Below are 23,307 nucleotides of genomic sequence, written 5' to 3' on the forward strand. Positions count from 1 at the left end.
CATTTTCCTTCAGCGATAGTGCTGCCGTAGCGCCTCAAAACGGCGCATATTTCCCCCCTTTTTGGGTAGAGAAATGCTGACGCGAATCTGGCCTGATATTATACTGCCTCGGTGTTGTCGCAAAGACAGAATGCTGAATTAAAGACTAGACGAATCAAAGCGATATCGGATATGCCCAAGATGCCCAAAAAAGCGCCGGAAGCGGCCAGTTTTGAAACTGCCCTCAGCGAGCTGGAACAGATTGTTAACCGACTTGAAAACGGCGACCTTCCGCTGGAAGATGCCCTGAACGAATTTGAACGCGGGGTTCAACTGGCGCGTCAGGGGCAGCAGCAGCTACAGCAGGCGGAGCAGCGCGTCCATATTTTACTCAGTGGCGATCCTGAAGCGCCACTGACGCCGTTTAATCCGGATGAAGCCTGATGACTACTTTCCTACAGCTTCAGTCCGTCTATCGCCAGCGCGTCGACAGCGCCCTTGAGCGCTACCTTTCCGAGCTGCCAGAGCCTCAGTCACCGCTGGTTGAAGCCATGCGCTACGGAGCCCTGCTGGGGGGAAAGCGTCTGCGTCCGTTTTTGGTTTACGCCACGGGAAAGATGCTGGGGCTGTCTACCGAAACGCTGGACGCCCCGGCAGCAGCCATTGAATGCATTCACGCCTATTCGCTGATCCACGATGATTTACCCGCCATGGACGACGACGACCTTCGCCGTGGGCAGCCAACCTGCCACATCAAGTTTGGCGAAGCCCATGCGATTTTAGCGGGTGACGCACTGCAAACGCTGGCATTTTCTATCCTTTGCGATGCCAACATGGCTGACGTCACTACTGCCGATCGCGTCGCCATGCTGAGCGAGCTGGCACAGGCCAGCGGCGCAATGGGCATGTGTGCGGGTCAGGCGCTAGACTTAGAGGCAGAAAAGCGTAAGGTAAACCTGACAGAGCTTGAGCGCATCCATCGTCATAAAACCGGCATGCTGATCCGGGCATCGGTTCGTCTTTCCGCGCTGGCTGCGGGAGCTCGCGCGGCGTCAGCGCTGCCGCTACTGGATCGCTACGCCAGCGCTATCGGTCTGGCATTTCAAGTTCAAGACGATATTCTGGACGTCATCGGCGCTACGGAAAAAACCGGCAAGCGCCAGGGGGCCGACCTCCAGCATGAAAAAAGCACCTACCCTGCCCTGCTGGGCATAGAAGGCGCGCAGGCCAAAGCGTTAGAGCTTTATCAAGAGGCGATAAGCGCCCTGTCTGAGCTCGCGTCGCAGTCCTATGACACGACGGCATTACAGACACTGGCCGGTTTTATTATCGAACGCGATAATTAAGCCGTACTTTTAAGCACACTATTGAACGAGTTTTGGATGAGCCTTGATATAACCCAATACCCTACGCTGGCGTTAGTCAACAGCCCCGACGATTTACGCCTAGTCGCTAAAGAGAATTTGCCCAAGCTGTGTGATGAGCTTCGGCAGTATCTGCTCAACAGCGTAAGCCGTTCCAGCGGGCACTTGGCATCCGGCCTTGGCACGGTAGAACTAACGGTCGCGCTGCACTACGTCTACAATACGCCCTTTGACCACATCGTTTGGGACGTGGGGCATCAGGCCTATCCGCACAAAATTTTGACCGGCCGCCGTGACGATATGCCAAGCATTCGCCAGAAAAACGGCCTGCATCCCTTTCCCTGGCGGGAAGAGAGCGAATACGACGTGCTGTCAGTTGGGCACTCCTCCACCTCTATCAGCGCTGGGCTCGGCATGGCCGTAGCCGCGCAGAAAGAGGGTAAAGGCCGCCGCACCGCCTGCGTAATTGGCGACGGGGCGATGACTGCCGGTATGGCCTTTGAGGCGATGAACCACGCGGGCGACATCAAGCCTGATATGCTGGTGATCCTCAACGACAATGAAATGTCGATCTCTGAAAACGTCGGTGCACTCAATAACCATCTGGCGCAAATCCTGTCCGGCAAGCTGTACGCAACGCTTCGCGAGAGCGGCAAAATGATGCTTTCCGGCCTGCCGCCGATCAAAGAGCTGGTAAAGCGCACCGAAGAGCACCTGAAAGGCATGGTGGTGCCGGGTACGCTGTTTGAAGAGTTTGGCTTTAACTATATCGGTCCGGTAGACGGGCACGACGTGCAGGGGCTGGTGCAGACGCTGAAGAATATGCGCAGCCTGAAAGGTCCACAGCTGCTGCACATTATGACCAAGAAAGGGAAAGGCTACGCTCCCGCCGAACAGGATCCCATTGGCTGGCACGGCGTGCCAAAATTCGACCCTGAAACTGGCACCCAGCAAAAAGGCCGCAGCGCCTATCCAAGCTACTCTAACGTATTCGGCGACTGGCTGTGTGAAGAGGCCGCTGTCGACGACAGGCTGATGGCGATTACGCCCGCTATGCGCGAAGGCTCAGGCATGGTGCGCTTCTCGAAAGAATATCCACAACAGTATTTTGACGTCGCCATCGCTGAACAGCACGCGGTCACTTTTGCCGCTGGCTTAGCGATTGGCGGCTATAAGCCAATTGTCGCTATCTACTCAACCTTCCTACAGCGCGCTTACGATCAGGTTATTCACGACGTGGCGATCCAAAAGCTGCCGGTAATGTTCGCCATCGACCGCGGCGGCATTGTTGGCGCTGACGGACCTACCCATCAGGGTGCGTTTGACCTGAGCTATCTACGCTGTATCCCCGATATGGTGATCATGACGCCAAGTGATGAAAACGAGTGCCGCCTAATGCTGCACACAGGGCATCACTATCAGGATGGTCCGACAGCGGTTCGCTACCCTAGAGGTAACGGCGTCGGTGCTGAACTGACAGCGCTAGAAGTACTGCCTATCGGCAAAGGCCGGCTCTGCCGTCAGGCTGATAGCGATCGACAGGGTAAAAAAGTCGCTATCCTCAACTTTGGTACTCTGCTGCCAGAAGCGCTGAAAGCGGCTGAACAGTTAGGCGCCACTGTCGCTGACATGCGCTTTGTAAAACCGCTGGATGAATCGCTTATCCGCACGCTGGCAAGTGAACACGACGCTCTGATAACTCTGGAAGAAAACGCCGTTATGGGCGGAGCTGGCAGCGGCGTTAACGAATGGCTGATGGCACAGCGCCTGAGCGTTCCGGTTCTTAATCTCGGACTGCCGGATGCCTTTGTCCCACAGGGTGGGCAGGAAGAGATCCGCGCCGACTTAGGGCTTGATGCAGACGGTATCGTTGAACGCTATCGCAAGTGGTCAGAAAACTAAGCCCCAAACCTCAATCCAGATAAGTCAAAAGCCCTCTTAGCGAGGGCTTTTTCATGTCTAGCGACCGCTTATCAATTATTGAAAGTGATCGTAACCGCGAGCGCCTGACTCTACCGGCTTCTCTCCATCAAACAGCCTGAAACCACCGTTAGCGGTAATCTGGCCAATGCAGGTACAGGGCTGAGCCAGCGCTGACAGGCCTTTTTCAACCGCCTCTCGATTTTTCTCGGAAACCGTGAAGCACAGCTCATAGTCCTCACCGCCGGCTAGCGCCCACTGCTGAGCCTGTTCCCGTGAACAGCTTCGCAGCAGCGCCTCGGATAGTGGCAGTTTGTCCAGCTGCACTTTCGCACCGCAGCCGCTGGCTTTGAGAATGTGGCCCAAATCGGACGCCAGTCCATCAGATAAATCCAACACGGAAGAAGCCAGCTGGCGCAGCGCCTGCCCTGCCAAAACGCGCGGAGAAGGCCGCAGGTGGCGCTCAAGCAGAAATCTGCGGTCAGTCTGGTCGTTCACGTCCAGCTTATCCAGCAGTATCGCTAGCCCTGCGGCGCTGTCCCCTAAAGTACCTGTCACATAGATCCAGTCCCCTGCTCTGGCGCCGCTGCGAGTGAGCGCCATATTCACTGGCACCCAGCCGTGAACGGTCAGCGTCAGGCTCAAAGGCCCTCGAGTGGTGTCGCCACCGATTAGCTGCATGCCATAATAGTCCAACAGGGAAAACAGACCATCGCTAAAAGCCGACAGCCAGGATTCATTCACCTCAGGCAGGGTAATCGCCAGCGACAGCCATGCAGGGTCAGCACCCACGGCAGCCAGATCGCTTAAGTTGACCGCCAGCGCCTTATAGCCTAAATCCGCGGGACTAATATCAGGAAGGAAATGGGTTCCACAAACCAGCGTATCGGTGCTGATCGCCAGTTCGTTTTGCAGGACGGGAACCAGCAGCGCACAGTCGTCGCCAATGCCGAGGCGGACATCCTTACGGTTATCTTTCTGCCGGTGGAAAAAGCGGGTAATCAGGTCAAATTCACCGCATGACATAAGCACGATACTCCAAACCAACGAAAAAAATCAGGCCAGCAATGCCGGCCTGAAAGAGCGTGTGCAGCAGCCTTGAGACTACTTATCCTTGCCTGCGTCTTTACGAACGCGCAGCCGGGGAACGACCTTGTCCAGAACGCCGTTAACGAACTTGTGGCTATCTTCCGCGCCAAAGGTTTTAGCGAGCTCAATGGCTTCGTTAATCACCACTTTATAGGGTACGTCTTCACGCTTGCTCAGCTCATAAACCGCAACGCGCAAAATCGCCCTTTCAATCTGCCCCAGCTCGTCCAGCGTGCGGGATAGATAGGGAGCCATCAGCTTATCCAGTTCAGAAGCCTGTGTCGCTGCCCCGGAAAAAAGCTCACGGAAATAGGTTAAATCAACGCCGTTGACGTCCTGTTCCGTCAGGAAGGCTAATTCGACATCGGCGATATCATTTTTCGATATCTGCCATGAGTATAGCGCCTGAACGGCGCACTCTCGGGCTCGGTGGCGAGCTGAAGGTTTCACTGATCTACCTCTTAAATTCAATCACACTTTCACAGCGCTCAGCGCGCTGTGTTTCAAGCTTTAATCGCCTTGATGACGTTAATCATTTCCAGAGCGGTCATTGCGGCTTCAGCCCCTTTGTTACCAGCCTTGGTACCAGCACGCTCGATCGCCTGCTCGATGTTTTCCGTCGTCAGTACGCCAAAGGCAACGGGAATGTGGCTGTTCATTGCCACGCTAGACAGACCAGAGCTGCACTCACCCGCTACATATTCAAAGTGGGCTGTGCCGCCGCGAATAACGGTACCCAGAGCAATAACCGCGTCATAGCGATCGGTTTCAGCAAGGGTGCGTACCGCTAATGGAAGCTCATAGGCGCCCGGCACCCATACGACTGTAATGTTGGCGTCAGAAACTTGGCCAATGCGCTTAAGGGCGTCAATTGCGCCTTCCAGCAGGCTGTCGTTAATAAAGTTGTTAAAACGCGCAATCGCGATAGCGACGCGCGCCTGCGGTGCAGCAACATTGCCTTCGATAACGTTCATACGTGTAATCCTTGGTGTTTTACTTTAATTACAGGGTCAAGGGGGCGGATTCTACCACATTCTTTCACGCGCTGCGCTGCGGATTTACACCGCCGCCGCTAGAATTCGGCGCGCGGCAGCAAACTCAGCCGCAGATCGTCACCGACGCGTTCAACGTCGCCAAAGGTAAAGCGCGGCGCGTCGGCCAGGCGCTCGATGCCCGGCAAGTGACACAGACCGCGCGCATCGTCTCCCAATAGCTTCGGCGCGGTATACAGCACCAGTTCGTCCACTAGCCCCTTGGTCAACAGCGCACCGGCAAGCGTAGCGCCCGCTTCCGTCCAGACACGGTTAATCTGCCGACGCCCGAGCTGCATCATCAGGACGACCAAATCGACACCACCGGCGGAGGACGGAACCAAAAATTGTTCAACATTGTCTGGCCAGCGCTCATCGCCCTTTTGAGTACGAACCAGCAAAATGGGCCCGGGTAGAGAAAAAACTTTCAAATCAGGCGTCAGCCGGTTTCTGGCATCCAGAATAACGCGAAGCGGCTGTCGCACACTCTCTTTGGGATAAGCTGACCGAACGTCGTCAGACAGATCTTCCCAGCGCACGTTCAGCGAAGGGTTATCCGCCAGTACCGTTTCGCTGGTGCTTAAAATCGCACAGCTCTGTGCCCGATACTGCTGCACGTCGCGCCGAGCAGCGGCAGACGTAATCCACTGGCTTTCACCGGACGCCATGGCCGTTTTGCCGTCCAGAGAAGCGGCCATTTTAAGCTGAAGGTAGGGAAAACCGGTTCTCATGCGCTTAAAGAAGCCGCGATTTAGCGCCTCCGCTTCTGCCATCATCAGGCCGTGCTCAACCTCAATGCCGGCCTGCTGTAGGCGATAAAGGCCACGCCCCGCCACTTCCGGATTAGGATCCTGCATAGCCGCGACGACCCGCGCAATGCCTGCGGCAATTAGCGCGTCGGCACAGGGTGGCGTTTTCCCATGGTGGCTACAGGGTTCTAGCGTTACGTAAGCCGTCGCACCGTGCGCTTTTTCTCCCGCAGCGCGCAGCGCGTGCACCTCTGCGTGGGGTTCACCGGCGCGATGGTGATAACCCTCACCAACAATAGCGCCGTCACGCACAATAACGCAGCCGACGTTAGGATTGGGTGACGTCGTAAAGCGCCCCCGCCATGCCAGTTCAATAGCCCGCGCCATATAAACAGCGTCGTTGTGCATAGCCTTATTACTCATAGCGTCTCAGTCCTGCAGTTTGGCGATCTCTTCACCAAACTCGCGAATGTCTTCAAAGCTACGGTAAACAGAGGCGAAGCGAATGTAGGCGACCTTATCAAGCTTGCGCAGCGCTTCCATCACCAGATTACCCACCATAGACGCCTGAACCTCCCGTTCACCGGTCGCCCTCAGCTGGGACTTAATATGGCTAATAGCCAGTTCAATATCGTCCGAACTGACTGGGCGCTTTTCCAATGCTTTCAGCATGCCTCGGCGCAGTTTATCTTCATCAAAGGGCTCGCGGATATCGTTGCGTTTGATGATGCGGGGCATAACCAGTTCGGCGACTTCAAAAGTCGTGAAGCGCTCATTACATACCAGACACTGACGACGGCGGCGAACCTGTGAGCCATCGCCCACCAAGCGTGAATCGATCACCTTGGTATCTACGGCGGCACAAAATGGACAGTGCATAACGTCTCCTGAAAAATGTCTGAAAGATCCGCCTGTAAGGCGGCGCCTCGGCCCTATTCTAAACGCCTGAGTTGAAGAGCGATATACCTCGGATGCATTGGAAGCCATATTTTTCTAACCGACAGATAAATAAAAACGCGAAACCGAGCAACATTTCCCTCTATCTCAACAAAATCCTTGTCATATCCCCTCAGCCCTATGCCGTTTCTCTTTATCTTACACTGACATCAGACCGATATTTTTATTATTTCATAACGTTAAGTTTATATCGCGAATTCGCATCCATAACCTACTTAAATAGGAGTGACGCTATGAACGAAAAATTTATTGGCTCGGTGATCAATGCCCTGCCGCTGGAACACATGATCGGCGGCCCGCTGCAGGCCATGATTAAAGCCCAGATTCAGGCAACTAAATCGTATACCGACTTCTTACTGTCGGTCTGTATTAAAGACGGAAAAGCAAACGCCGTTCAGTTTGACTACGACGAAACCGTCGTCGACGAACAGGGTGTTGTGCAGGGCGTGATGACAAAAACCATGCGCATTCCCCTGCTGGCTGCCGTCACTCACCCGATCATCTGTATTGAAGAGGGTACGATCGACTTTGAGTTAGAAATCTCACAGAGCGAATCAGATAGCAGCAGCACTGAAGCCGAAGCCAGTCTGGAAGCCTCTGTCGGCTGGGGGCCTTTCAGAGCCAAAGTCACCGGTCGCGTCTCCCACAAATCAGAACAAACGCGCAAAACTGATACCCGCGCCAAGTACAGCATCCACACACAAGTGAAGCGTCAAGACCCACCAGAAGCGCTGATGCGCGTCATTGACTTCTTAACGGAGTCAGCAACCAAGCCGGTGGTTCATAAGACAAATAGCGAGAAGCTTGGCGAGTTTCAAACAACGGAAACGCTGCAGCAGAAAGAAAAACAGGCCGCGTAGTTCCTCCTAGTTGAAGAACGTTGATTCATTAACGCCACCAAGAGGCGGCTTTTTGTAGCGCCTCTTTATGTCAGGAGTTTCTTATGTCATTGAAAGACTGGTTACGAGGAAAACCCGACGCTCAGGAAATGTCAGGTGAAGATATAGGCGGAGCGGGAGGCGGCGAGTCGCCTCAACCGCCGGAAAATCGCGGTTCGCCCATCACGCTGGCGGACATTACGCGCGGAATGCAGTACGCCGCTACCGCCGCCAACCAGCTTATTGCACACCAGTATATGCAGTCGCTGGAGCCCTTCTTCGAGCCAATGCCAGACGGCCGCCTGTCGCCCCGCACCGTACAAATGATGCTGGATGAAAAATACAACTTCGAGCTGCCCCTCATTGCGCTGGCGACCCCGCGCGGGCTCATGCTTGAAGAGATGAAAGTTCACCTCACCGTTAGAACCGATGCGGTCGAGCAGTTTGAAGGCGCTCCCGGAGAAAATAACGACACCGTCGGCCGCTTTCAGGTCAGCCTGTCACCCCATAGTAAAGACAAAGGCGGCAGGGACAGCCAACACGTTGACATCGAAATGCTGTTTAAAGTGCTGGAGCCCCCCGAAAGCGTCATGCGGCTGATTGAAGAGTATACCAACCGCGTACTGCCTAAACCTGTTGATACGGAGGAATAATCCATGCCTAAGCTTCCAGAATGTACCGGCCAGGCCGGTATCAACCTGATTAAAGAATTTGAAGGGCTTAAATTAGGCAAATATAAAGACGCCGTTGGGCTTTGGACCATCGGCTACGGGCACTTGATTCGCCCTGAGGAGACGTTCGATCGCCGACTCACAGAAGAAGAGGCGGAGTCCCTGCTGCGTAAAGACCTCCAAGAGGCAGAAAAGGGCATTAAGCGTCTGGTTTCCGTGCCGCTCACTCAAAACCAATTTGATGCGCTGGTCTCTTTCGTCTTTAACGTCGGCGTCGGCAGGCTTGAGAACTCAACGCTGTTAAAAAGGCTTAACGTCAAAGACTACCCCGCCGCCGCCGCCGAACTGCTGAAGTGGAATAAGGCCGGCGGAAAAAAGCTGGCGGGCTTAACCCGGCGTCGCAAAGAAGAAAAAACGCTGTTTACGCAATAAATACATCTATCAACGACATCCTAAGGAGATCGCCATGAAAGTACGTCATGCTCCCCTGTTCTTTACCACGATACTGCTCTTCACTATAACCAGTGCCCTTTGCCGAGCAGATGCGTCCGAAACTGTTAGCTGTGAGTTGGCAATCGCTAACGCTAACACTGCGTTTAAGCAGCAAAGCGGCAGCGAAATTAACGATGAAAAAAGTCTGGTCGCGCTGATACGCGTCCTCAACCGGGATAACGCCCTCCCCATTGACTACGTCACCACCAAAAAGGCAAAAGAGACTGGCTGGGATGGAACGGGCTCCCTGTGGAGCAAGTTCCTGCTGAATAAGAAAATCATCGGCGGAGATCCCTACTCGGGAAAACCCGTATCAGACAAAGGGAGCTGGTTTACCGCCGATCTGGAATCTGTGTCGGGCAACCGTAGCAGCAAGCGCCTTATTTACAGCCTGGACAGCAGAACCCGTTATTTATCCACCGAACTTTATGAAAGCTCGGTAGAAATCGTCCCCTGCCAGTAATACGGCGCTACAACACTTTATATTCTAAACAAGAGAAGAGTTATATGTTTTCCAAATACACCACTAAGCAGCCCGCTAGCGGCAACCTAAACCAGTGCGGCGGCTATGCGCTGGCAGCGTTGGCTCACGTTCACGGAACCTGCACAGCCGATCTTCCTGACGGTAGCGCAGTTTACGACAAAATAATCGCACATCAGGCGGATATTGGCCTAGGGAAGGAGTTGGATCTATTTGCTCCCGCAAATACTAAAGGGGCCAGAAGCCTGCCTTCCAGCCTGATAAAAGCGGCGAAAGAGCTTAGCTTTGCAAAGTACAAGCTCACCGTGACAAAGGAATACGGTGAAAAGCAACCGGAACTGATCGCATTTGAAAAAGTCCGTCTGGATGAAGAGGTGGAAATTACCGAAGGCAGCGTGAAGGCTTTCAACCAGTTGTTAAAAAAAGACGGCTACTATCTGGTTCTGGTCAACGACGGCAATCACTGGATTGCCATGGGGAAAAAAGGAGACAACACCTATTTCTACGATCCCGCTGATGGTCAAAGCGGAGTTTACGATGCATCAAAATCATCGATTAACTTCTCAGGCGTCATCATCCGGCTCAACTAAATATCACGAAATGTCTTAAAAAGTCGGCCCATAGCGCGCAGCGGTTCGCTATGGGTCAACGTCCAACACGACTTCCGTACGTGAGGCGCTATGGATACTACCCCGATTGACGCCGGCATCGGCGTCATCTTTTATCAAGGACTTTCTTCGCTGTCCGGCCTGCTTGGCGGGCTGAGCATCTCATTTTTTTGGCGGCCTAAAAAGCTCCACCAGCGCGGTCGATTTGCAGCGGGTTTAATCATCGGCAGCATCAGCGTTTCCGCCAGCTTCGCCTTTACCGGGCTCACGTCGCGCTGGCTGGGCATGAGTATAGGTGAAATCGACATTGCCTTAGGCATTGGGTATTTCATCGGCGCGATTAGCGTTGGGGCTATCGCCTGGCTTGGCAATTTTTTCAGCCACCGCGAAGACAGCGACCTGCTCGAGGTGGTTAGCGACATAAAAAGCACCGTTTCATGGACCACCCCGCCATCCAAAACGAGGCGGCGCGCCCTTTCATCAAAAACACGACAAAAAGAGGATGATGATGATGAATATAACCTTTGAATGGCTATTTTTCTTACTGCTGGCCATTATTAATATTATCACCGCCATGCTAATTTTTTGTAGTGCTCTCCATCCGTTTATATATCGGGGGCCAGCTTGGTACAAGCTAGCGTTAATTATTACAGCCTTCGGATTTTCGGCTCAAGGGGCATTAAGCCTACCTTATTTAATTTATGGAAGTGAAGTATATAATAATTCACTTCCCATATGGGCATTAAATGACATTGGCATTGCCGTAATTAGTGGACACTACTTCTATAAAATAATCATGAAAAAATAGCCTATGTCTTTTAGCGTCACCCCGCATGGACAAAGGCAAATATTATTTAATTTAGCATTAATTATATTTTCTCCTGCGAATCTCTCGCATAAAAACCTAAGGAGAAAATATGTTAACCACAACAAATAAGCCATTTATAAATAATATCATCTATTCCATTTTATTTATTTTTGGAATAGCGATATCAGGGATATCCTACTCTGCCTGTGTTGTACCAGATGGTGTAATTGGTAAAAATGGTGAGCAACTCACTCAAACCAAAATCGATAAAATAATATCGAAGGAGAAAGGCGCCCGATCCAAACCGGAAGAGTATCTGGATGGAGAGTATATCCGTTGTCATTTGAATAGTTTTTCCAACGGCGCGTCAAGGTTAGTAAAAAAGGAGGTACACGACAAATATGGTGTGGGCAAACCGGATGGAGAAAAAACAGAATTTGTTAGCACAAAAGAAAATATTGATCAAATATTAAGAGATACGGAAGGGGATAGAGTCGCTATCGCCAAGAGGCTTGGCCTTTACGACGAGACTTTTTCAGGTGATATTGTCAGAATTGATTTTATACCAACAGAAAAATACGTTCCCGCCATCCCTTCGGGGAATGAATTCGGCGCAAACGATAAATGGATACCAGGAGGGAAGTTACCAAACGGCGAGCTTGAAGCAGTAATTAAAACAAAGGGCATGACAGTAGGGGCTGACTATACGATTACGATACTGGACCTGAAGCCATAATGATAGACTGATTTTGCGCGGGCATGCTATTACTAGCATGCCTGTTTTTTCAATAAAATAAGGGAGTTTGCCAATTTGGATAACATAACAGAACTATGCTCATCCCAATGGAACTATATACTGTACAGTGTTAATGGACGTACGGTTATTACCGTTATATTTTTTGACATCGTTGACTACTACAGAAGCTTTTATTTATTAGATAGCGAAATAACACTGAACGAAAAGGCTTTGGTTAATTTAGCTGAAAACATAAGAAATAACGCAAAAAGTTATGAAAACAGAGAGCGCTTTCCCGCGGTGTTTGTGTAACCAGTCACGGACATTATGGCCGCAATGCGGCCATAACTAAGTCACTACTCTTCCTCAACAAACATCATCGCCGCCTGCGTGCGGTTATTAACGTTCAGTCGTCGAAAAATAGACTCCAAATGGGCTTTTACCGTACCTGCGCTAATGTTCAAACAGCGGCTAATCTGCTTGTTAGATTGTCCGTCAGCAAGCAAGCTAAGAATTTCTCTCTGACGTTCACTCAATGTTTCTATTGAGCGGTAGTGTTCATCATCAAGCACGGAGCTGTCGGGCAGGCATATCAATCCTGTTTCTGCAGCTCGCAAAACTTGAACCACGGCTTCCAGCGGCTGATCTTTACAAATAACGGCAACGGCGCGGTGTCGCAAATATTGACGCACCCGCGATTTTTTCACCTTTCGCAATGAAACGATAACGTGCACTTGCGGATATTTTATAGACAGCTCATCAAGCAACGCTATACAACAAATATGTTCCATTTCCCCGTCGAGTATAATAATTGAGATCCCCCCCTCATTTAATTCCAACCAGAAGCTGTCAATATTACTAGTATTAACTACCCTTGCCTCTGGCAACATTTTGACTAACCCGACGTTCAATCCATGTGCATAAATCGGCAATGTATCAATGATTAAAACATTCATTTGTATCCCCCTATGATTATTATAACATCCACTATCACCTACGCCGTAAAAATGAAAATATAGCTATTAAACAATAAAATAAAGACGACATTTGCCGTATGCCATTTCGCATAACAAGCTGTTAGCCTAGCAATGAAAAAAAATGAATAAATTAGTTAGAAAAGACTTCCTGTCATTTAAAAACCTATTATTAAAAAATAAAGTAAAAAAACCCATTACTATTTATATAAACCCCAAAAATAAATGGCTACATAAAACAGTTTAAGAAAGAAAAAATGGCAAACATTCCCGAACATACAGAAAGAAATGAAATCATACTTATAAAATGCGTTGAAACACTTAAGTTAAGAAAATACCGCAACACCGTTGGCTTGTGGACCATCAGCTACGGCCACTTAATCCTCCCCACAGAGACATTTTATCGCAGTCTTGCCGAAGAAGAGGGAGAATCTCTACTGCATGAAGACCTTTTACAAACAGAAAGAGGCATTAAGCGGTTGGTTACTGTGTCGCTCACACAAAATCAGTTTGATGCGCTGGTTTAACGTCGGCATCAGCTAGTTTAAAGCCTCAACGTTGTTAAAAAGGCTCAATGCCAAAAACTCCCCCAACGCCGCCAATGAACTGCTAAAGTGGAATAAGGAGGGAGGGTAGAGTACTGACGGGCTTATCTCGCAGTCGCATGGCCGAGATAGATTTGTTTAATCAAACAGAAACTCAAAGTCAGGAAGCCTAAACCGGCATGTTTATCTGCATGGCTCTCCCTGCCGCGCAATCCACCGTTGATGAACCCATAGCGTCGCCAAAAGGATCCCACCGCCAATCAGCGTCTTTCCCCACGGCGGCTGCTCCTGCCAGAGGGCGAAGTTCACTATTAAGCCTACGGGGATCATAGCGTTGTTCATGATAGCCAGCGTGCCGGCATCCACCCGACTAGCGCCATAGTTCCACATAAAGTAGCCCAGCCCGGAGGCGCCAAATCCCAGCCACAGCAGAATCAGCCACTGGGTCGTCGTTGTGGGCAGTTGACTTGCATCCCCCTGCCACAGCCAGGCTACCGCGGCAACACACAGAGCGCCGAGATAGAACAGCGCTCCGGCCTGTGTAGGCGGCAGTGTATAGCGCTCCATCGCACGCTTATAGCCCACCTGCCCCAGCGCAAAAAAGAAGTTCGCCGCCTGAATAATCGCCATGCCGAGCCAAAAACCCGGCTTAGGCTGGCTAAAGTTGATCACCCCTGCCCCCACTACCGCCAGCGCGGCACTGAACAAATAGCGCCAGCGCAGCGCCTGACCGCGAAGAGCATCGTAAATCAGCGTGATATAGATGGGCATGGTAATGCCAAACAGCAGCACCTCTTCCACACTCAGGTAAAGAAACGAATGATAGTAAAACAGGTACATGACGCCGAGCTGGCTGGCGCCCGAGGCCATAAAAGCTAAGGCGGGGAGTAAAGAAAGGCCTTTAGGCTTTAAAAAGGGAACGAACAGCAGGCTCGCCAGCCCGATTCGCATCAGAACGGAAAACCACGGATCCACCTGACCGGCCAGATAAACGCCGATTAGGCTGAAAGAAAACGACCAGATAATCGTCGTTACAATAAGAAAAGGCATAGAGGCTCCAGTGCCATCAGGCGCTGCGGTAGAGGGAATAGTCAGCAACCGCGGTGGATACGGCCTGCGTCAGTCGAGTCAGCTGTTCCGGGTGAATAATGTAGGGCGGCATCAGATAAATAAGCCGCCCAAAGGGCCGGATCCACACGCCGCAGTCAACGAAAAAGCGCTGTATTTTCGCCAAATCGACATCCTGCTTCATTTCCACTACGCCAATAGCGCCAAGCACTCTAACCTGCTGAACAAACTCGCTCGATGCCAAGGGAGCGAGCTCCCTCTTCATCTGCGCTTCAATCTGAGATACCTGATTCTGCCAGTGGTCTTCCGCAAGCAAATCAAGGCTCGCACAGGCAACGGCGCAGGCTAGTGGATTCCCCATAAAGGTAGGCCCGTGCATCAGGCAGCCTGCCTCGCCGTTGCTAACAACGTCCGCAACACTACGCCGGGCTATCGCTGCGGACAGCGTCATATAGCCCCCGGTCAACGCTTTGCCGACGCATAAAATGTCGGGTACGACGTCGGCGTGCTCACAGGCGAACAGCCTGCCGCTGCGGCCAAATCCGGTAGCTATCTCATCGGCAATCAGCAGTACGCCGTATTCATCACACAGTCGCCGTATGTGGCGGAGATATTCAGGGTGATAAAAGCACATCCCTCCGGCCCCTGAACAATAGGCTCTAGAACGATGGCCGCCAGATCTCGGTGATGCTCAGCCACTATTTGAGCAATCGGGACAATGGCCTTTTCCTGCCACGTGCCGCCAAACGGAATGTCCATTCCATCGATAAACAGTCCATCAGGCAAAAAGCCGCGATACAGGGAATGCATCGACGAAGCCGGGTCGCTAACCGACATGGCGCCAAAGGTGTCTCCGTGATAGCCCCGAGTTAGAGAAAGAAAGCGCCGCCGAGGCTCACCTCGTCCCTGCCAGTACTGAAGTGCCATCTTCATGGCGACCTCAACCGCTACCGAGCCAGAGTCAGCGAGAAAAACGCACTCCAATCCTTTGGGCACCATCTCTATCAGCCGCCGACATAGGGCAATAGCAGGCTCATGAGTTAAACCACCGAACATCACGTGTGACATGTTAGCCAACTGTGCCGTCACCGCCTGATTTAGCACTGGGTGGTTATAGCCGTGCACCGCCGCCCACCAGGACGACATGCCGTCAATCAGGCGTTCTCCGCTCTGTAGATAAATCTCACATCCCTGCGCACGGCTCACGGGATAACAGGGCAAAGGCTGTGACATGGAGGCATAGGGGTGCCACACGTGGCGACGATCGAATTCTTCATCAGTTAGCGTATTGGTCATCATGAGTTAATGGTCTTATTTAATATGTAAACTAAATTGACATTAATTTAGTTTACAAATATCTTTTTTCAAAACCAACACTTTTTACTGAGAAATAAATGGAAAGCACAATGACCGCCCCCTTACGCTGGACGCAGAGCGCTGCAGAGGCTCTGTTTAACGAACCTCTGCTGGAACTGCTGTTTCGCGCGCAGTCCGTTCACCGCCAGCACTTTAACCCCCGCGTTATTCAGCTCAGCACGCTGCTGTCGATTAAAACCGGTAACTGCCCTGAAGACTGTAAGTACTGCCCGCAAAGCGCGCGCTACCACACTGGCGTAGGCAGCGAACCGCTTATGGAGATAGAGCAGGTACTGGCCGCCGCCAGACGCGCCAAAGCCTCAGGAGCCAGTCGCTTTTGTATGGGGGCTGCCTGGAAAAACCCGAAAGACCGCGATTTACCGCACCTCGAACGCATTATCGACGGCGTTAAACGGCTAGGTCTGGAAAGCTGCATGACTCTGGGGATGCTGAGCGCCTCTCAGGCGCAGCGGCTAGCTAAAGCAGGGCTGGACTACTACAACCACAATCTGGATACCTCACGGGATTTTTACCCAAGCATCATTACCACTCGCCGCTACCAAGAGCGGCTCGATACCCTAAGCCACGTTCGCGAAGCGGGAATGAAGGTATGCAGCGGCGGCATTGTCGGGCTGGGTGAGTCCGTTCGCGATCGGGCCTCACTGCTTATCGAGTTGGCTAACCTGCCCGAACCGCCACACAGCGTCCCCATCAATATGCTGGTTAGCGTAGCGGGTACGCCGCTGGAAAACGGCTCACCGGTCGATCCGTTTGACTTTATCCGCACCGTTGCCGCCGCGCGCATTATGATGCCAACGTCCTACGTTCGGCTTTCTGCCGGCAGAGAGCAAATGAGCGAACAGACACAGGCCATGTGTTTTATGGCAGGGGCTAACTCCATCTTCTACGGTTGCCAGCTACTGACGACCCCGAATCCAAATGAAAATCGCGATCTGGCGCTGCTAAAAAAGCTGGGGCTGGAAACGGCTCACGGCAGCGTCGCACCGGAAGAAGATGAACGCCTTCACCGCCTTGCTGAACGGCCAAAAGAGGCTGACACAGCCCTTTACTACAACGCCGCACGCTGAGGAGATACGATGCCGCTACGCTGGTTTGTCACCGCAACGGATACCGATGCGGGAAAAACGCTCGCCACTTGCGCCCTGCTGCAGGCTTTCATTGAACAGGGCTATCGCACCGTCGGCTACAAGCCGGTTGCATCCGGCGCTTTTCCCACGGCTGACGGCCTAAGAAACGACGACGGTCTCAGGCTATGGGAGCAGGCCAACCCTCGCCCTCGCTATGAAGAAATCAACCCACTGCTGTTCAAAGAGGCCACCTCACCTCATCTCGCCGCCGCGCTGGAAAACAGAGAGATAGATCTCGATGCGCTCTCTTCGGGGCTATCGCGGCTCACTTCTCGCTACGATGTAACGCTCGTGGAAGGCGCTGGCGGCTGGCTCACGCCGCTTAACGAGCGGGAGAACCTGTCGGACTGGGTCATACGGGAAAATCTGGGGGTCATTCTGGTGGTTAATCTGAAGCTAGGCTGTATTAACCATGCCCTACTCACCCAGCAGGCAGTGCTGGGCGCAGGTCTGCCTCTGGCGGGCTGGATAGCCAATCGCACGACTGCCGATCCGCATCAGGAGTCGGCCTATATGGAGACGCTGACGCAGCGCATTAACGCCCCCATGGTGGGCAATATCCCCTATCTCACTCAGCCGTTTGACAAACATCTGGCACCGTTTATTCACCTTGCCCCACTTCTCTCTCACCCATAAAAAAACCCGCCTTCTAGCATCAGTAAGGCGGGTTTTTTAGTTAGCTAGCTCAGAAGGATTACGGCAGTAGTGAAGGCTGGTCGGCCCCCTCTTTTTCCACCTTGGTCGGCAGCATATGTTCGCGCTTCACGCCGAGCTTCAGCGCCATATAGGCAGCAACCCAGATAGAAGACGCTGTACCCAAAAGGATACCGATAGCCAGAGACTCCGAGAAGCCCTTCAGCATTTCGCCGCCGAAGAACAGCAGGCACAGCACCGCCAGCAGCGTGGTGCCGGAGGTCATCAGCGTACGGCTCAGGGTTTGCGTCAGCGAGACGTTCATGATCTCGTACGGCGTACCGCGACGGATCTTGCGGAAGTTTTCTCGCATCCGGTCAAATACCACGATGGTGTCGTTCAGCGAGTAGCCGATAATCGACAGCATTGAGGCTACGATAGTCAGGTCAACTTCGCGCTGGAAGAACGAAATGATACCCAGCGTGATCACCACGTCGTGCGCCAGTGCAAATACTGCGCCGGTCGCCAAGCGCCACTCAAAGCGAACGCCGACATAGAGCAGGATACACAGCAAACAAACGATGATCGCCATTAACCCTGACTGCGCCAGTTCTGCGCCAACGCTAGGGCCAACAAACTCAATACGCTTGATGGTCGCACCCTGATCCGCATTTTTGTGCACCACATTGAGGATCTTGTTGCTCAGCGTTTCGCTGTTCATCCCCTCAATGGGCGCCATGCGGATCATCACATCCCGACTGCTGCCGAAGTTTTGCACGATCGGATCCTTAAACCCTTCCGCACTCAGCTCTTCACGCACCTTCTCCAGATCGATCGGGTGGGTCAGCTTCACCTCAACGACGGTACCGCCGGTAAAGTCCAGACCCCAGTTAAAGCCCTTCATTCCCATAATCACGAATGAAGCGACAACCAGAATCATTGAGATAACAAAAGCGGCGTTCCCCACGCGCAGGAAGTCAAACACCCTGCGTCCGTGGTTAAGCTGCTCTACTTTATATTCCTCTGCCACAACAGACTCCTTAAATAGACAGCTTAGCGACGCGTTTGCCGCCGTATACTAGGTTCACGATGGCGCGAGTGCCAACGATCGCCGTAAACATAGAAGTCAGTACGCCGATTGACAGCGTAATGGCAAAGCCCTTGATCGAACCGGTACCGACTGCATAAAGGATAGCGGCGGTAATCAGCGTTGTCAGGTTGGCGTCCAAAATACTGCTGAAAGCGCCGTTATAGCCTTCATGAATCGCCTGCTGCACGCTGCGCCCGTTTTTAAGCTCTTCCTTTATACGCTCGTTGATAAGCACGTTGGCATCCACCGCCATACCTACCGTCAGCACGATACCGGCAATCCCCGGCATACTCAGCGTCGCCCCCGGAAGCAGCGACATGGTTCCGACGATCAGAATAACGTTCACCAGCAGTGCCATACTGGCCACGATGCCGAAGAAGCGGTAAACCAGCAGCATAAAGATAACGGAGACCATCAGTCCCCAGAAGCACGCTTCCAGACCCTGTTCGATGTTTTGTTGCCCCATGGAAGGACCAATGGTGCGTTCTTCAACGATCTGGATCGGCGCAATCAGCGCACCGGCGCGCAGCAGTTCTGACAGCGTCCGCGCTTCCTGTGGCGTTGAAATGCCGGTGATCTGGAACTTGTTGCCAAGGCGATCCTGGATCGTCGCAACGTTGATCACCTCTTCATGCTTTTCCATGATGGTTTTGCCGTTGGCATCTTTCTTACCGCTGTCTTTATATTCAACAAACAGCGTCGCCATTGGCTTGTAGATGTTGTCCTTGGTGAAGTTGGACATGATGTCGCCACCGGCGCTGTCCAGCGTGATATCAACCTTCGGACGCCCGTTCTGGTCCATGCCGGACTGAGCGTAGGTGATATGGTCACCGGTCAATACCACTTTCTTGTACAGCACGACCGGAGAGCCGTCCTGACGATACTTCACTTCAGACTTGCTGCGGTCGCGACCGCGCAGTACTGAAGCGGCATCAATGCTGGAGTTAACCAGACGGAATTCCAGCGTTGCTGTCGCACCAAGAATCTCTTTAGCGCGAGCCGTATCCTGAATACCCGGCAGTTCAACGACGATGCGCTCTGCGCCCTGACGCTGAACAACCGGCTCCGCTACCCCTAACTGGTTGACGCGGTTACGCAAAATAGTGGTATTTTGCTGAATAGCGTCTTCACGCGCTTCTCTCAGGCGCTCATCGCTCATCGTGGCCGAGAAGCTGTTGTTAGCCTCTGCGGTGAACACCAGATCGCGATGACGCGGTGTCAAATAGTCTATTGCCTTCGTGCGGCTGTCAGCATCTGGGAAACGGCCAATAACGCTGCCGTTACTGCCCTTTGCAATTTCTGAGAAAGGGATCTTCTGAGACTGAAGCTCGCTTTCAATACCGTCCAGCGTCTGCTCTTGCAGCTTGGCCATTGCTGTTTCCATATCCACTTCCATCAGGAAATGAACCCCGCCGCGCAGATCCAGACCAAGCTTCATCGGCTCGGCGCCAATGGCGCTCATCCAGGCAGGCGTAGTGGGAGCAAGGTTAAGAGCAACAACGAATTTGTCACCCAGTGCGTCCATCAGCACTTCTCTGGCGCGCAGCTGAACGTCGGTATTGTCAAAGCGGATCATCACTGTGCCGTTAGGCTCTAGCACAGATGACTTAAAGGCAATTGTCTCTTTGGTCAAAGCGTCTTCAGCCTGACCCAGAGTAGTCTGGTTGGCGATAGCGCCGCGAGCACCAGAAATCTGAATCGCCGGGTCTTCGCCGTAGAGATTAGGAAGCGCATACAGCAAACCAATGCAGATCACGAAGATCAGCATCAGATACTTCCATAAAGGGTAGCGGTTTAACACGATAGTTTCCCTTCGGGAAAAACAAAAAACACAGCGCCCCTTTTTACAGGGGCGCTTTCATAAATCAGAGCGCTTTCATGGTGCCTTTAGGCAGAACAGCGGCAACGAAGTCGCGCTTGATGGTCACTTCAGTGGTGTCGTTCAGCGCAATCACGATGTAGCCAGTATCAGAAACTTTAGATACGCGACCTACCAGGCCACCGTTAGTCAGCACTTCATCGCCTTTAGAAATAGAACTCATCAGGTTTTTATGATCTTTAGCGCGCTTTTGCTGAGGACGCAGGATCATAAAATAGAAAATCAGACCGAACACCACCAGCATGATGACCAGAGAGTAAGGGCTGCCTTGGGCTGGCGCACCGGCAGAAGCGACGGCGTCAGAAATAAAAAGACTCATTAATGAGATTCCTCTTTGTGTTATTGGGATGAATTCGCTAATAAAGGTGGAACGGGTTTCCCCATTCTGCCATAAAAATCGGTAACAAAGTGCTCTAATGTACCCTGTTCAATGGCCTCACGTAAACCCGCCATCAAGCGCTGATAGTATCTCAGGTTGTGAATGGTGTTTAAGCGAGCGCCGAGAATTTCATTACAGCGGTCAAGATGATGCAAGTAGGCCCTGCTATAATTGCGACAGGTGTAGCAATCGCAATGTGCATCAAGCGCAGATGTATCATCTTTATATTTTGCATTGCGGATTTTAACCACTCCATCGGTAACAAACAAATGTCCATTACGCGCATTGCGCGTCGGCATCACACAGTCAAACATATCGATACCGCGACGCACGCCTTCGACCAGGTCTTCCGGCTTGCCGACGCCCATCAAATAGCGGGGTTTGTCTTCCGGAATTTGTGGGCAAACGTGCTCTAAAATCCGGTGCATGTCTTCTTTGGGCTCACCTACTGCTAAACCGCCTACTGCGTAGCCGTCAAAACCGATGTCCACCAGCCCCTTAACGGAAACGTCCCGCAGATCTTCGTACACGCTGCCTTGAATAATGCCAAACAGAGCGTTTTTGTTGTTCAGCGAGTCAAAGCGATCGCGGCTGCGTTTGGCCCAGCGCAGCGACATTTCCATCGAGCGTTTGGCGTAATCCCAGTCCGCAGGGTAAGGCGTACACTCATCGAATATCATGACGATGTCGGAACCCAAATCGTACTGAATTTCCATCGACTTTTCCGGGCTAAGGAAAATCGCGTCGCCGTTGATCGGGTTGCGAAAGTGAACGCCCTCTTCGGTGATCTTACGAATATCTCCCAGACTGAAAACCTGAAAACCACCTGAATCCGTCAGGATCGGGCCGTGCCAGTTCATAAAGCCGTGCAGGTCGCCGTGCTGGCGCATAATTTCCTGCCCCGGACGCAGCCACAGGTGGAAGGTATTGCCGAGAATAATCTGCGCGCCGGTTTCTTTGACCTCTTCCGGCGTCATGCCCTTTACCGTTCCGTAAGTACCAACCGGCATAAAGGCCGGGGTCTCTACCGAACCGCGTTCAAAAACCAGACGACCGCGACGCGCGCGCCCGTCTTTCTTTTGTAATTCAAACTTCACTTAAAGCCTCCGCTACCAGAGAAACAGTCTGGCTCGATATAGTGGAGAACGCTAAAACCGCATTCACCCGTTGTTCCTAGCGGTCATGTTGACGCGCTGAGGCGTCGGATTTTACACGTTTTATGGATAAGCGGCGAGATGTCTACGCGTTTCTATAGCTCTTTTGAGCGCTCTAAGATAAAGAATGGCTGTTACACCCATTATTTAGCAATTCTTGTTAATAACCTCATCCACTGCCTGTAAATTCTGAGTAATAAACATCGCATCGCCGTAGCTAAAAAAGCGGTACTGCTTGTCTACAGCCCAGCGATAGGCCTTCATAGTGTTGCTGTAGCCGGCAAACGCGGAGACCAGCATAATCAGCGTCGACTCAGGAAGGTGGAAGTTGGTGATCAGAGCGTCAATCACTTTGAAGCGATAGCCGGGGTAAATAAAAATAGCCGTGTCGTCAAAGAAGGGCTTTAGCTCCCCTTCTCCTGAAGCCTGTGCGGCGCTTTCCAGTGACCGCACTGATGTGGTACCAACGGCAATCACGCGGTTGCCGCGCGCTTTACAGGCCAACACTGCGTCAACAACGTCCTGCGGTACCTCTGCATATTCCGAGTGCATGATGTGTTCTTTTACGTCGTCAACTCTGACTGGCTGGAAAGTACCCGCGCCGACGTGCAGCGTGACAAATGCCGTTTCAACGCCTTTACGGCGCAGCGCGTCAAGCAAAGGCTCGTCAAAGTGCAACCCCGCCGTTGGTGCAGCGACCGCGCCCGGCTTTTCGCTGTAGACAGTTTGGTACAGCTCTCGGTCAGCGTCTTCATCTGGGCGGTCAATGTAGGGTGGCAGCGGCATATGCCCGGCAGCGTTAAGGATTGTCAACACATCGCGGCCATCGTTAAACTGCACTTCAAACAGAGCATCGTGGCGGGCAACCATTGTCGCAGGAATCGACTCGTCGTCCCCCAGCAGCAGCTCAGTTCCCGGCTTGGGCGCTTTTGACGCCCGCACGTGAGCCAGCACGCGACGGTCGTCCAGCACGCGCTCGACCAGCATCTCGATTTTCCCCCCGCTGGCCTTTCGGCCGAACAGGCGAGCAGGGATCACTCTAGTGTTGTTAAACACGAGCAGATCGCCTTCTTCAAGCTTGTCCAGAATGTCAGTAAACACGCCGTCAGACAGCTCACCGCTTTCGCCATTGAGGCTTAGCAAACGGCAGGCGCTGCGTTTTTCCTGGGGATAGTGGGCAATTAATGACTCGGGAAGCTCAAATGAAAAATCGGATACGCGCATGATCTTTTACGTTTAGATAAACAGGCGGCCTAGTCTAGAGGCTGTCCTGACGGGCTGCAAGTAAGAAGTAGGCATAGAAAAGAATCTACACAAA

General features: G+C 52.4%; 27 protein-coding genes and 1 pseudogene. 15 read left to right on the forward strand and 13 right to left on the reverse strand.

Annotated elements, in window-relative coordinates:
- The first annotated feature begins 180 nt into the window (after positions 1-180).
- From xseB to dxs, 3 genes are read left to right on the forward strand one after another with little or no spacing between them, the layout of a single operon-like run.
- Positions 181-423, forward strand: a complete 243-nt coding sequence (xseB, locus tag DQM29_RS11470) for an exodeoxyribonuclease VII small subunit (RefSeq protein WP_111742076.1) — start codon at positions 181-183, stop codon at positions 421-423.
- Positions 423-1,325, forward strand: a complete 903-nt coding sequence (ispA, locus tag DQM29_RS11475) for a (2E,6E)-farnesyl diphosphate synthase (RefSeq protein WP_111740818.1) — start codon at positions 423-425, stop codon at positions 1,323-1,325. The genes xseB and ispA overlap by 1 nt, the downstream gene beginning before the upstream one ends.
- Before the next feature lie 36 nt (positions 1,326-1,361).
- The gene (dxs, locus tag DQM29_RS11480; RefSeq protein WP_111740819.1) at positions 1,362-3,245 is read left to right on the forward strand and encodes a 1-deoxy-D-xylulose-5-phosphate synthase; all 1,884 of its coding nucleotides are present in this window, start codon (positions 1,362-1,364) and stop codon (positions 3,243-3,245) included.
- 75 nt (positions 3,246-3,320) lie between these two features.
- Here the strand turns inward: dxs and thiL are convergent, their stop codons facing one another.
- The 5 genes from thiL to nrdR form a co-directional block, all read right to left on the reverse strand.
- Positions 3,321-4,289 (reverse strand): thiamine-phosphate kinase, encoded by a 969-nt coding sequence (thiL, locus tag DQM29_RS11485; protein ID WP_111740820.1) that lies wholly within the window; start codon positions 4,287-4,289, stop codon positions 3,321-3,323.
- Positions 4,290-4,367: 78 nt separating this feature from the next.
- Complete coding sequence (gene nusB / locus DQM29_RS11490) at positions 4,368-4,802, reverse strand: transcription antitermination factor NusB (protein WP_111740821.1); 435 nt, start codon at positions 4,800-4,802, stop codon at positions 4,368-4,370.
- Positions 4,803-4,855: 53 nt separating this feature from the next.
- Positions 4,856-5,326 (reverse strand): 6,7-dimethyl-8-ribityllumazine synthase, encoded by a 471-nt coding sequence (ribH, locus tag DQM29_RS11495; RefSeq protein ID WP_111740822.1) that lies wholly within the window; start codon positions 5,324-5,326, stop codon positions 4,856-4,858.
- 98 nt (positions 5,327-5,424) lie between these two features.
- A complete protein-coding gene (gene ribD / locus DQM29_RS11500) occupies positions 5,425-6,540 on the reverse strand; it encodes a bifunctional diaminohydroxyphosphoribosylaminopyrimidine deaminase/5-amino-6-(5-phosphoribosylamino)uracil reductase RibD (RefSeq protein WP_111742077.1) in 1,116 nt (371 codons plus the stop codon).
- A 21-nt stretch (positions 6,541-6,561) separates the two neighbouring features.
- Entirely contained in the window at positions 6,562-7,011 is a 450-nt protein-coding gene (gene nrdR, locus DQM29_RS11505) for a transcriptional regulator NrdR (protein WP_027275956.1), read from the reverse strand.
- Between the two features lie 311 nt (positions 7,012-7,322).
- Between nrdR and DQM29_RS11510 the strand changes: the two genes are divergently transcribed.
- From DQM29_RS11510 to DQM29_RS11545, 8 genes are all read left to right on the forward strand, one after another.
- A complete protein-coding gene (locus DQM29_RS11510; RefSeq protein ID WP_111740823.1) occupies positions 7,323-7,949 on the forward strand; it encodes a DUF2589 domain-containing protein in 627 nt (208 codons plus the stop codon).
- Positions 7,950-8,032: 83 nt separating this feature from the next.
- On the forward strand, positions 8,033-8,620 hold the full coding sequence (locus DQM29_RS11515) for a DUF2589 domain-containing protein (RefSeq protein ID WP_111740824.1): 588 nt from the start codon (positions 8,033-8,035) through the stop codon (positions 8,618-8,620).
- Between the two features lie 3 nt (positions 8,621-8,623).
- Positions 8,624-9,070: a lysozyme gene (locus DQM29_RS11520; RefSeq protein ID WP_111740825.1), complete on the forward strand. Its 447-nt coding sequence runs from the start codon at positions 8,624-8,626 to the stop codon at positions 9,068-9,070.
- A gap of 34 nt (positions 9,071-9,104) precedes the next feature.
- On the forward strand, positions 9,105-9,593 hold the full coding sequence (locus tag DQM29_RS11525) for a ribonuclease (protein WP_111740826.1): 489 nt from the start codon (positions 9,105-9,107) through the stop codon (positions 9,591-9,593).
- A gap of 44 nt (positions 9,594-9,637) precedes the next feature.
- Positions 9,638-10,201 carry a hypothetical protein gene (locus DQM29_RS11530; protein WP_111740827.1) on the forward strand — a complete coding sequence of 188 codons (564 nt, stop codon included), beginning with the start codon at positions 9,638-9,640 and terminating at the stop codon, positions 10,199-10,201.
- A 90-nt stretch (positions 10,202-10,291) separates the two neighbouring features.
- On the forward strand, positions 10,292-10,747 hold the full coding sequence (locus tag DQM29_RS11535) for a hypothetical protein (protein WP_111740828.1): 456 nt from the start codon (positions 10,292-10,294) through the stop codon (positions 10,745-10,747).
- The gene (locus tag DQM29_RS11540; protein WP_111740829.1) at positions 10,728-11,027 is read left to right on the forward strand and encodes a hypothetical protein; all 300 of its coding nucleotides are present in this window, start codon (positions 10,728-10,730) and stop codon (positions 11,025-11,027) included. Before DQM29_RS11535 ends, DQM29_RS11540 begins: the two co-directional genes overlap by 20 nt.
- Positions 11,028-11,136: 109 nt before the next feature.
- Entirely contained in the window at positions 11,137-11,763 is a 627-nt protein-coding gene (locus tag DQM29_RS11545) for a hypothetical protein (RefSeq protein ID WP_111740830.1), read from the forward strand.
- A gap of 356 nt (positions 11,764-12,119) precedes the next feature.
- Here the strand turns inward: DQM29_RS11545 and DQM29_RS11550 are convergent, their stop codons facing one another.
- Positions 12,120-12,719 carry a response regulator transcription factor gene (locus DQM29_RS11550; protein ID WP_111740831.1) on the reverse strand — a complete coding sequence of 200 codons (600 nt, stop codon included), beginning with the start codon at positions 12,717-12,719 and terminating at the stop codon, positions 12,120-12,122.
- Between the two features lie 275 nt (positions 12,720-12,994).
- On the opposite strand from DQM29_RS11550, the gene DQM29_RS18620 reads away from it, so the two are divergent.
- Both DQM29_RS18620 and DQM29_RS18750 read left to right on the forward strand, forming a co-directional pair.
- The gene (locus DQM29_RS18620; RefSeq protein WP_332102940.1) at positions 12,995-13,264 is read left to right on the forward strand and encodes a lysozyme; all 270 of its coding nucleotides are present in this window, start codon (positions 12,995-12,997) and stop codon (positions 13,262-13,264) included.
- 31 nt (positions 13,265-13,295) lie between these two features.
- Positions 13,296-13,373, forward strand: a complete 78-nt coding sequence (locus DQM29_RS18750; RefSeq protein WP_415270887.1) for a hypothetical protein — start codon at positions 13,296-13,298, stop codon at positions 13,371-13,373.
- Between the two features lie 92 nt (positions 13,374-13,465).
- On the opposite strand, the gene DQM29_RS11560 is transcribed toward DQM29_RS18750, so the two are convergent.
- Both DQM29_RS11560 and bioA read right to left on the reverse strand, forming a co-directional pair.
- A complete protein-coding gene (locus tag DQM29_RS11560) occupies positions 13,466-14,332 on the reverse strand; it encodes a DMT family transporter (protein ID WP_111740832.1) in 867 nt (288 codons plus the stop codon).
- A 16-nt stretch (positions 14,333-14,348) separates the two neighbouring features.
- Positions 14,349-15,649: pseudogene (gene bioA, locus DQM29_RS11565) on the reverse strand (adenosylmethionine--8-amino-7-oxononanoate transaminase).
- A 107-nt stretch (positions 15,650-15,756) separates the two neighbouring features.
- On the opposite strand from bioA, the gene bioB reads away from it, so the two are divergent.
- Both bioB and bioD read left to right on the forward strand, forming a co-directional pair.
- Positions 15,757-16,794, forward strand: coding sequence for a biotin synthase BioB (gene bioB / locus DQM29_RS11570; RefSeq protein ID WP_111740833.1), 1,038 nt, complete (start codon positions 15,757-15,759; stop codon positions 16,792-16,794).
- Positions 16,795-16,803: 9 nt separating this feature from the next.
- Positions 16,804-17,490 (forward strand): dethiobiotin synthase, encoded by a 687-nt coding sequence (gene bioD, locus DQM29_RS11575; protein ID WP_111740834.1) that lies wholly within the window; start codon positions 16,804-16,806, stop codon positions 17,488-17,490.
- 58 nt (positions 17,491-17,548) lie between these two features.
- On the opposite strand, the gene secF is transcribed toward bioD, so the two are convergent.
- From secF to queA, 5 genes are all read right to left on the reverse strand, one after another.
- Complete coding sequence (gene secF, locus DQM29_RS11580) at positions 17,549-18,517, reverse strand: protein translocase subunit SecF (RefSeq protein ID WP_111740835.1); 969 nt, start codon at positions 18,515-18,517, stop codon at positions 17,549-17,551.
- Positions 18,518-18,527: 10 nt separating this feature from the next.
- On the reverse strand, positions 18,528-20,378 hold the full coding sequence (gene secD, locus DQM29_RS11585; protein ID WP_111740836.1) for a protein translocase subunit SecD: 1,851 nt from the start codon (positions 20,376-20,378) through the stop codon (positions 18,528-18,530).
- A 64-nt stretch (positions 20,379-20,442) separates the two neighbouring features.
- Positions 20,443-20,775, reverse strand: coding sequence for a preprotein translocase subunit YajC (gene yajC / locus DQM29_RS11590; protein ID WP_111740837.1), 333 nt, complete (start codon positions 20,773-20,775; stop codon positions 20,443-20,445).
- Between the two features lie 20 nt (positions 20,776-20,795).
- A complete protein-coding gene (gene tgt, locus DQM29_RS11595; protein WP_111740838.1) occupies positions 20,796-21,932 on the reverse strand; it encodes a tRNA guanosine(34) transglycosylase Tgt in 1,137 nt (378 codons plus the stop codon).
- Positions 21,933-22,136: 204 nt separating this feature from the next.
- Positions 22,137-23,213 (reverse strand): tRNA preQ1(34) S-adenosylmethionine ribosyltransferase-isomerase QueA, encoded by a 1,077-nt coding sequence (gene queA / locus DQM29_RS11600; RefSeq protein ID WP_111740839.1) that lies wholly within the window; start codon positions 23,211-23,213, stop codon positions 22,137-22,139.
- Between the last annotated feature and the right edge of the window lie 94 nt (positions 23,214-23,307).

It is taken from the genome of Leminorella richardii (genome assembly GCF_900478135.1).
In the GTDB taxonomy this organism is placed as follows: Bacteria; Pseudomonadota; Gammaproteobacteria; order Enterobacterales; family Enterobacteriaceae; genus Leminorella; species Leminorella richardii.

Coding starts and splice junctions, on each gene's coding strand:
- xseB (WP_111742076.1), top strand. CDS start 181: ATGCCCAAAAAAGCGCCGGAAGCGGCCAGTTTTGAAACTGCCCTCAGC.
- ispA (WP_111740818.1), top strand. CDS start 423: ATGACTACTTTCCTACAGCTTCAGTCCGTCTATCGCCAGCGCGTCGAC.
- dxs (WP_111740819.1), top strand. CDS start 1,362: ATGAGCCTTGATATAACCCAATACCCTACGCTGGCGTTAGTCAACAGC.
- thiL (WP_111740820.1), bottom strand. CDS start 4,289: ATGTCATGCGGTGAATTTGACCTGATTACCCGCTTTTTCCACCGGCAG.
- ribH (WP_111740822.1), bottom strand. CDS start 5,326: ATGAACGTTATCGAAGGCAATGTTGCTGCACCGCAGGCGCGCGTCGCT.
- ribD (WP_111742077.1), bottom strand. CDS start 6,540: ATGCACAACGACGCTGTTTATATGGCGCGGGCTATTGAACTGGCATGG.
- nrdR (WP_027275956.1), bottom strand. CDS start 7,011: ATGCACTGTCCATTTTGTGCCGCCGTAGATACCAAGGTGATCGATTCA.
- DQM29_RS11510 (WP_111740823.1), top strand. CDS start 7,323: ATGAACGAAAAATTTATTGGCTCGGTGATCAATGCCCTGCCGCTGGAA.
- DQM29_RS11515 (WP_111740824.1), top strand. CDS start 8,033: ATGTCATTGAAAGACTGGTTACGAGGAAAACCCGACGCTCAGGAAATG.
- DQM29_RS11520 (WP_111740825.1), top strand. CDS start 8,624: ATGCCTAAGCTTCCAGAATGTACCGGCCAGGCCGGTATCAACCTGATT.
- DQM29_RS11525 (WP_111740826.1), top strand. CDS start 9,105: ATGAAAGTACGTCATGCTCCCCTGTTCTTTACCACGATACTGCTCTTC.
- DQM29_RS11530 (WP_111740827.1), top strand. CDS start 9,638: ATGTTTTCCAAATACACCACTAAGCAGCCCGCTAGCGGCAACCTAAAC.
- DQM29_RS11535 (WP_111740828.1), top strand. CDS start 10,292: ATGGATACTACCCCGATTGACGCCGGCATCGGCGTCATCTTTTATCAA.
- DQM29_RS11540 (WP_111740829.1), top strand. CDS start 10,728: ATGATGAATATAACCTTTGAATGGCTATTTTTCTTACTGCTGGCCATT.
- DQM29_RS11545 (WP_111740830.1), top strand. CDS start 11,137: ATGTTAACCACAACAAATAAGCCATTTATAAATAATATCATCTATTCC.
- DQM29_RS11550 (WP_111740831.1), bottom strand. CDS start 12,719: ATGAATGTTTTAATCATTGATACATTGCCGATTTATGCACATGGATTG.
- DQM29_RS18620 (WP_332102940.1), top strand. CDS start 12,995: ATGGCAAACATTCCCGAACATACAGAAAGAAATGAAATCATACTTATA.
- DQM29_RS11560 (WP_111740832.1), bottom strand. CDS start 14,332: ATGCCTTTTCTTATTGTAACGACGATTATCTGGTCGTTTTCTTTCAGC.
- bioB (WP_111740833.1), top strand. CDS start 15,757: ATGACCGCCCCCTTACGCTGGACGCAGAGCGCTGCAGAGGCTCTGTTT.
- bioD (WP_111740834.1), top strand. CDS start 16,804: ATGCCGCTACGCTGGTTTGTCACCGCAACGGATACCGATGCGGGAAAA.
- yajC (WP_111740837.1), bottom strand. CDS start 20,775: ATGAGTCTTTTTATTTCTGACGCCGTCGCTTCTGCCGGTGCGCCAGCC.
- queA (WP_111740839.1), bottom strand. CDS start 23,213: ATGCGCGTATCCGATTTTTCATTTGAGCTTCCCGAGTCATTAATTGCC.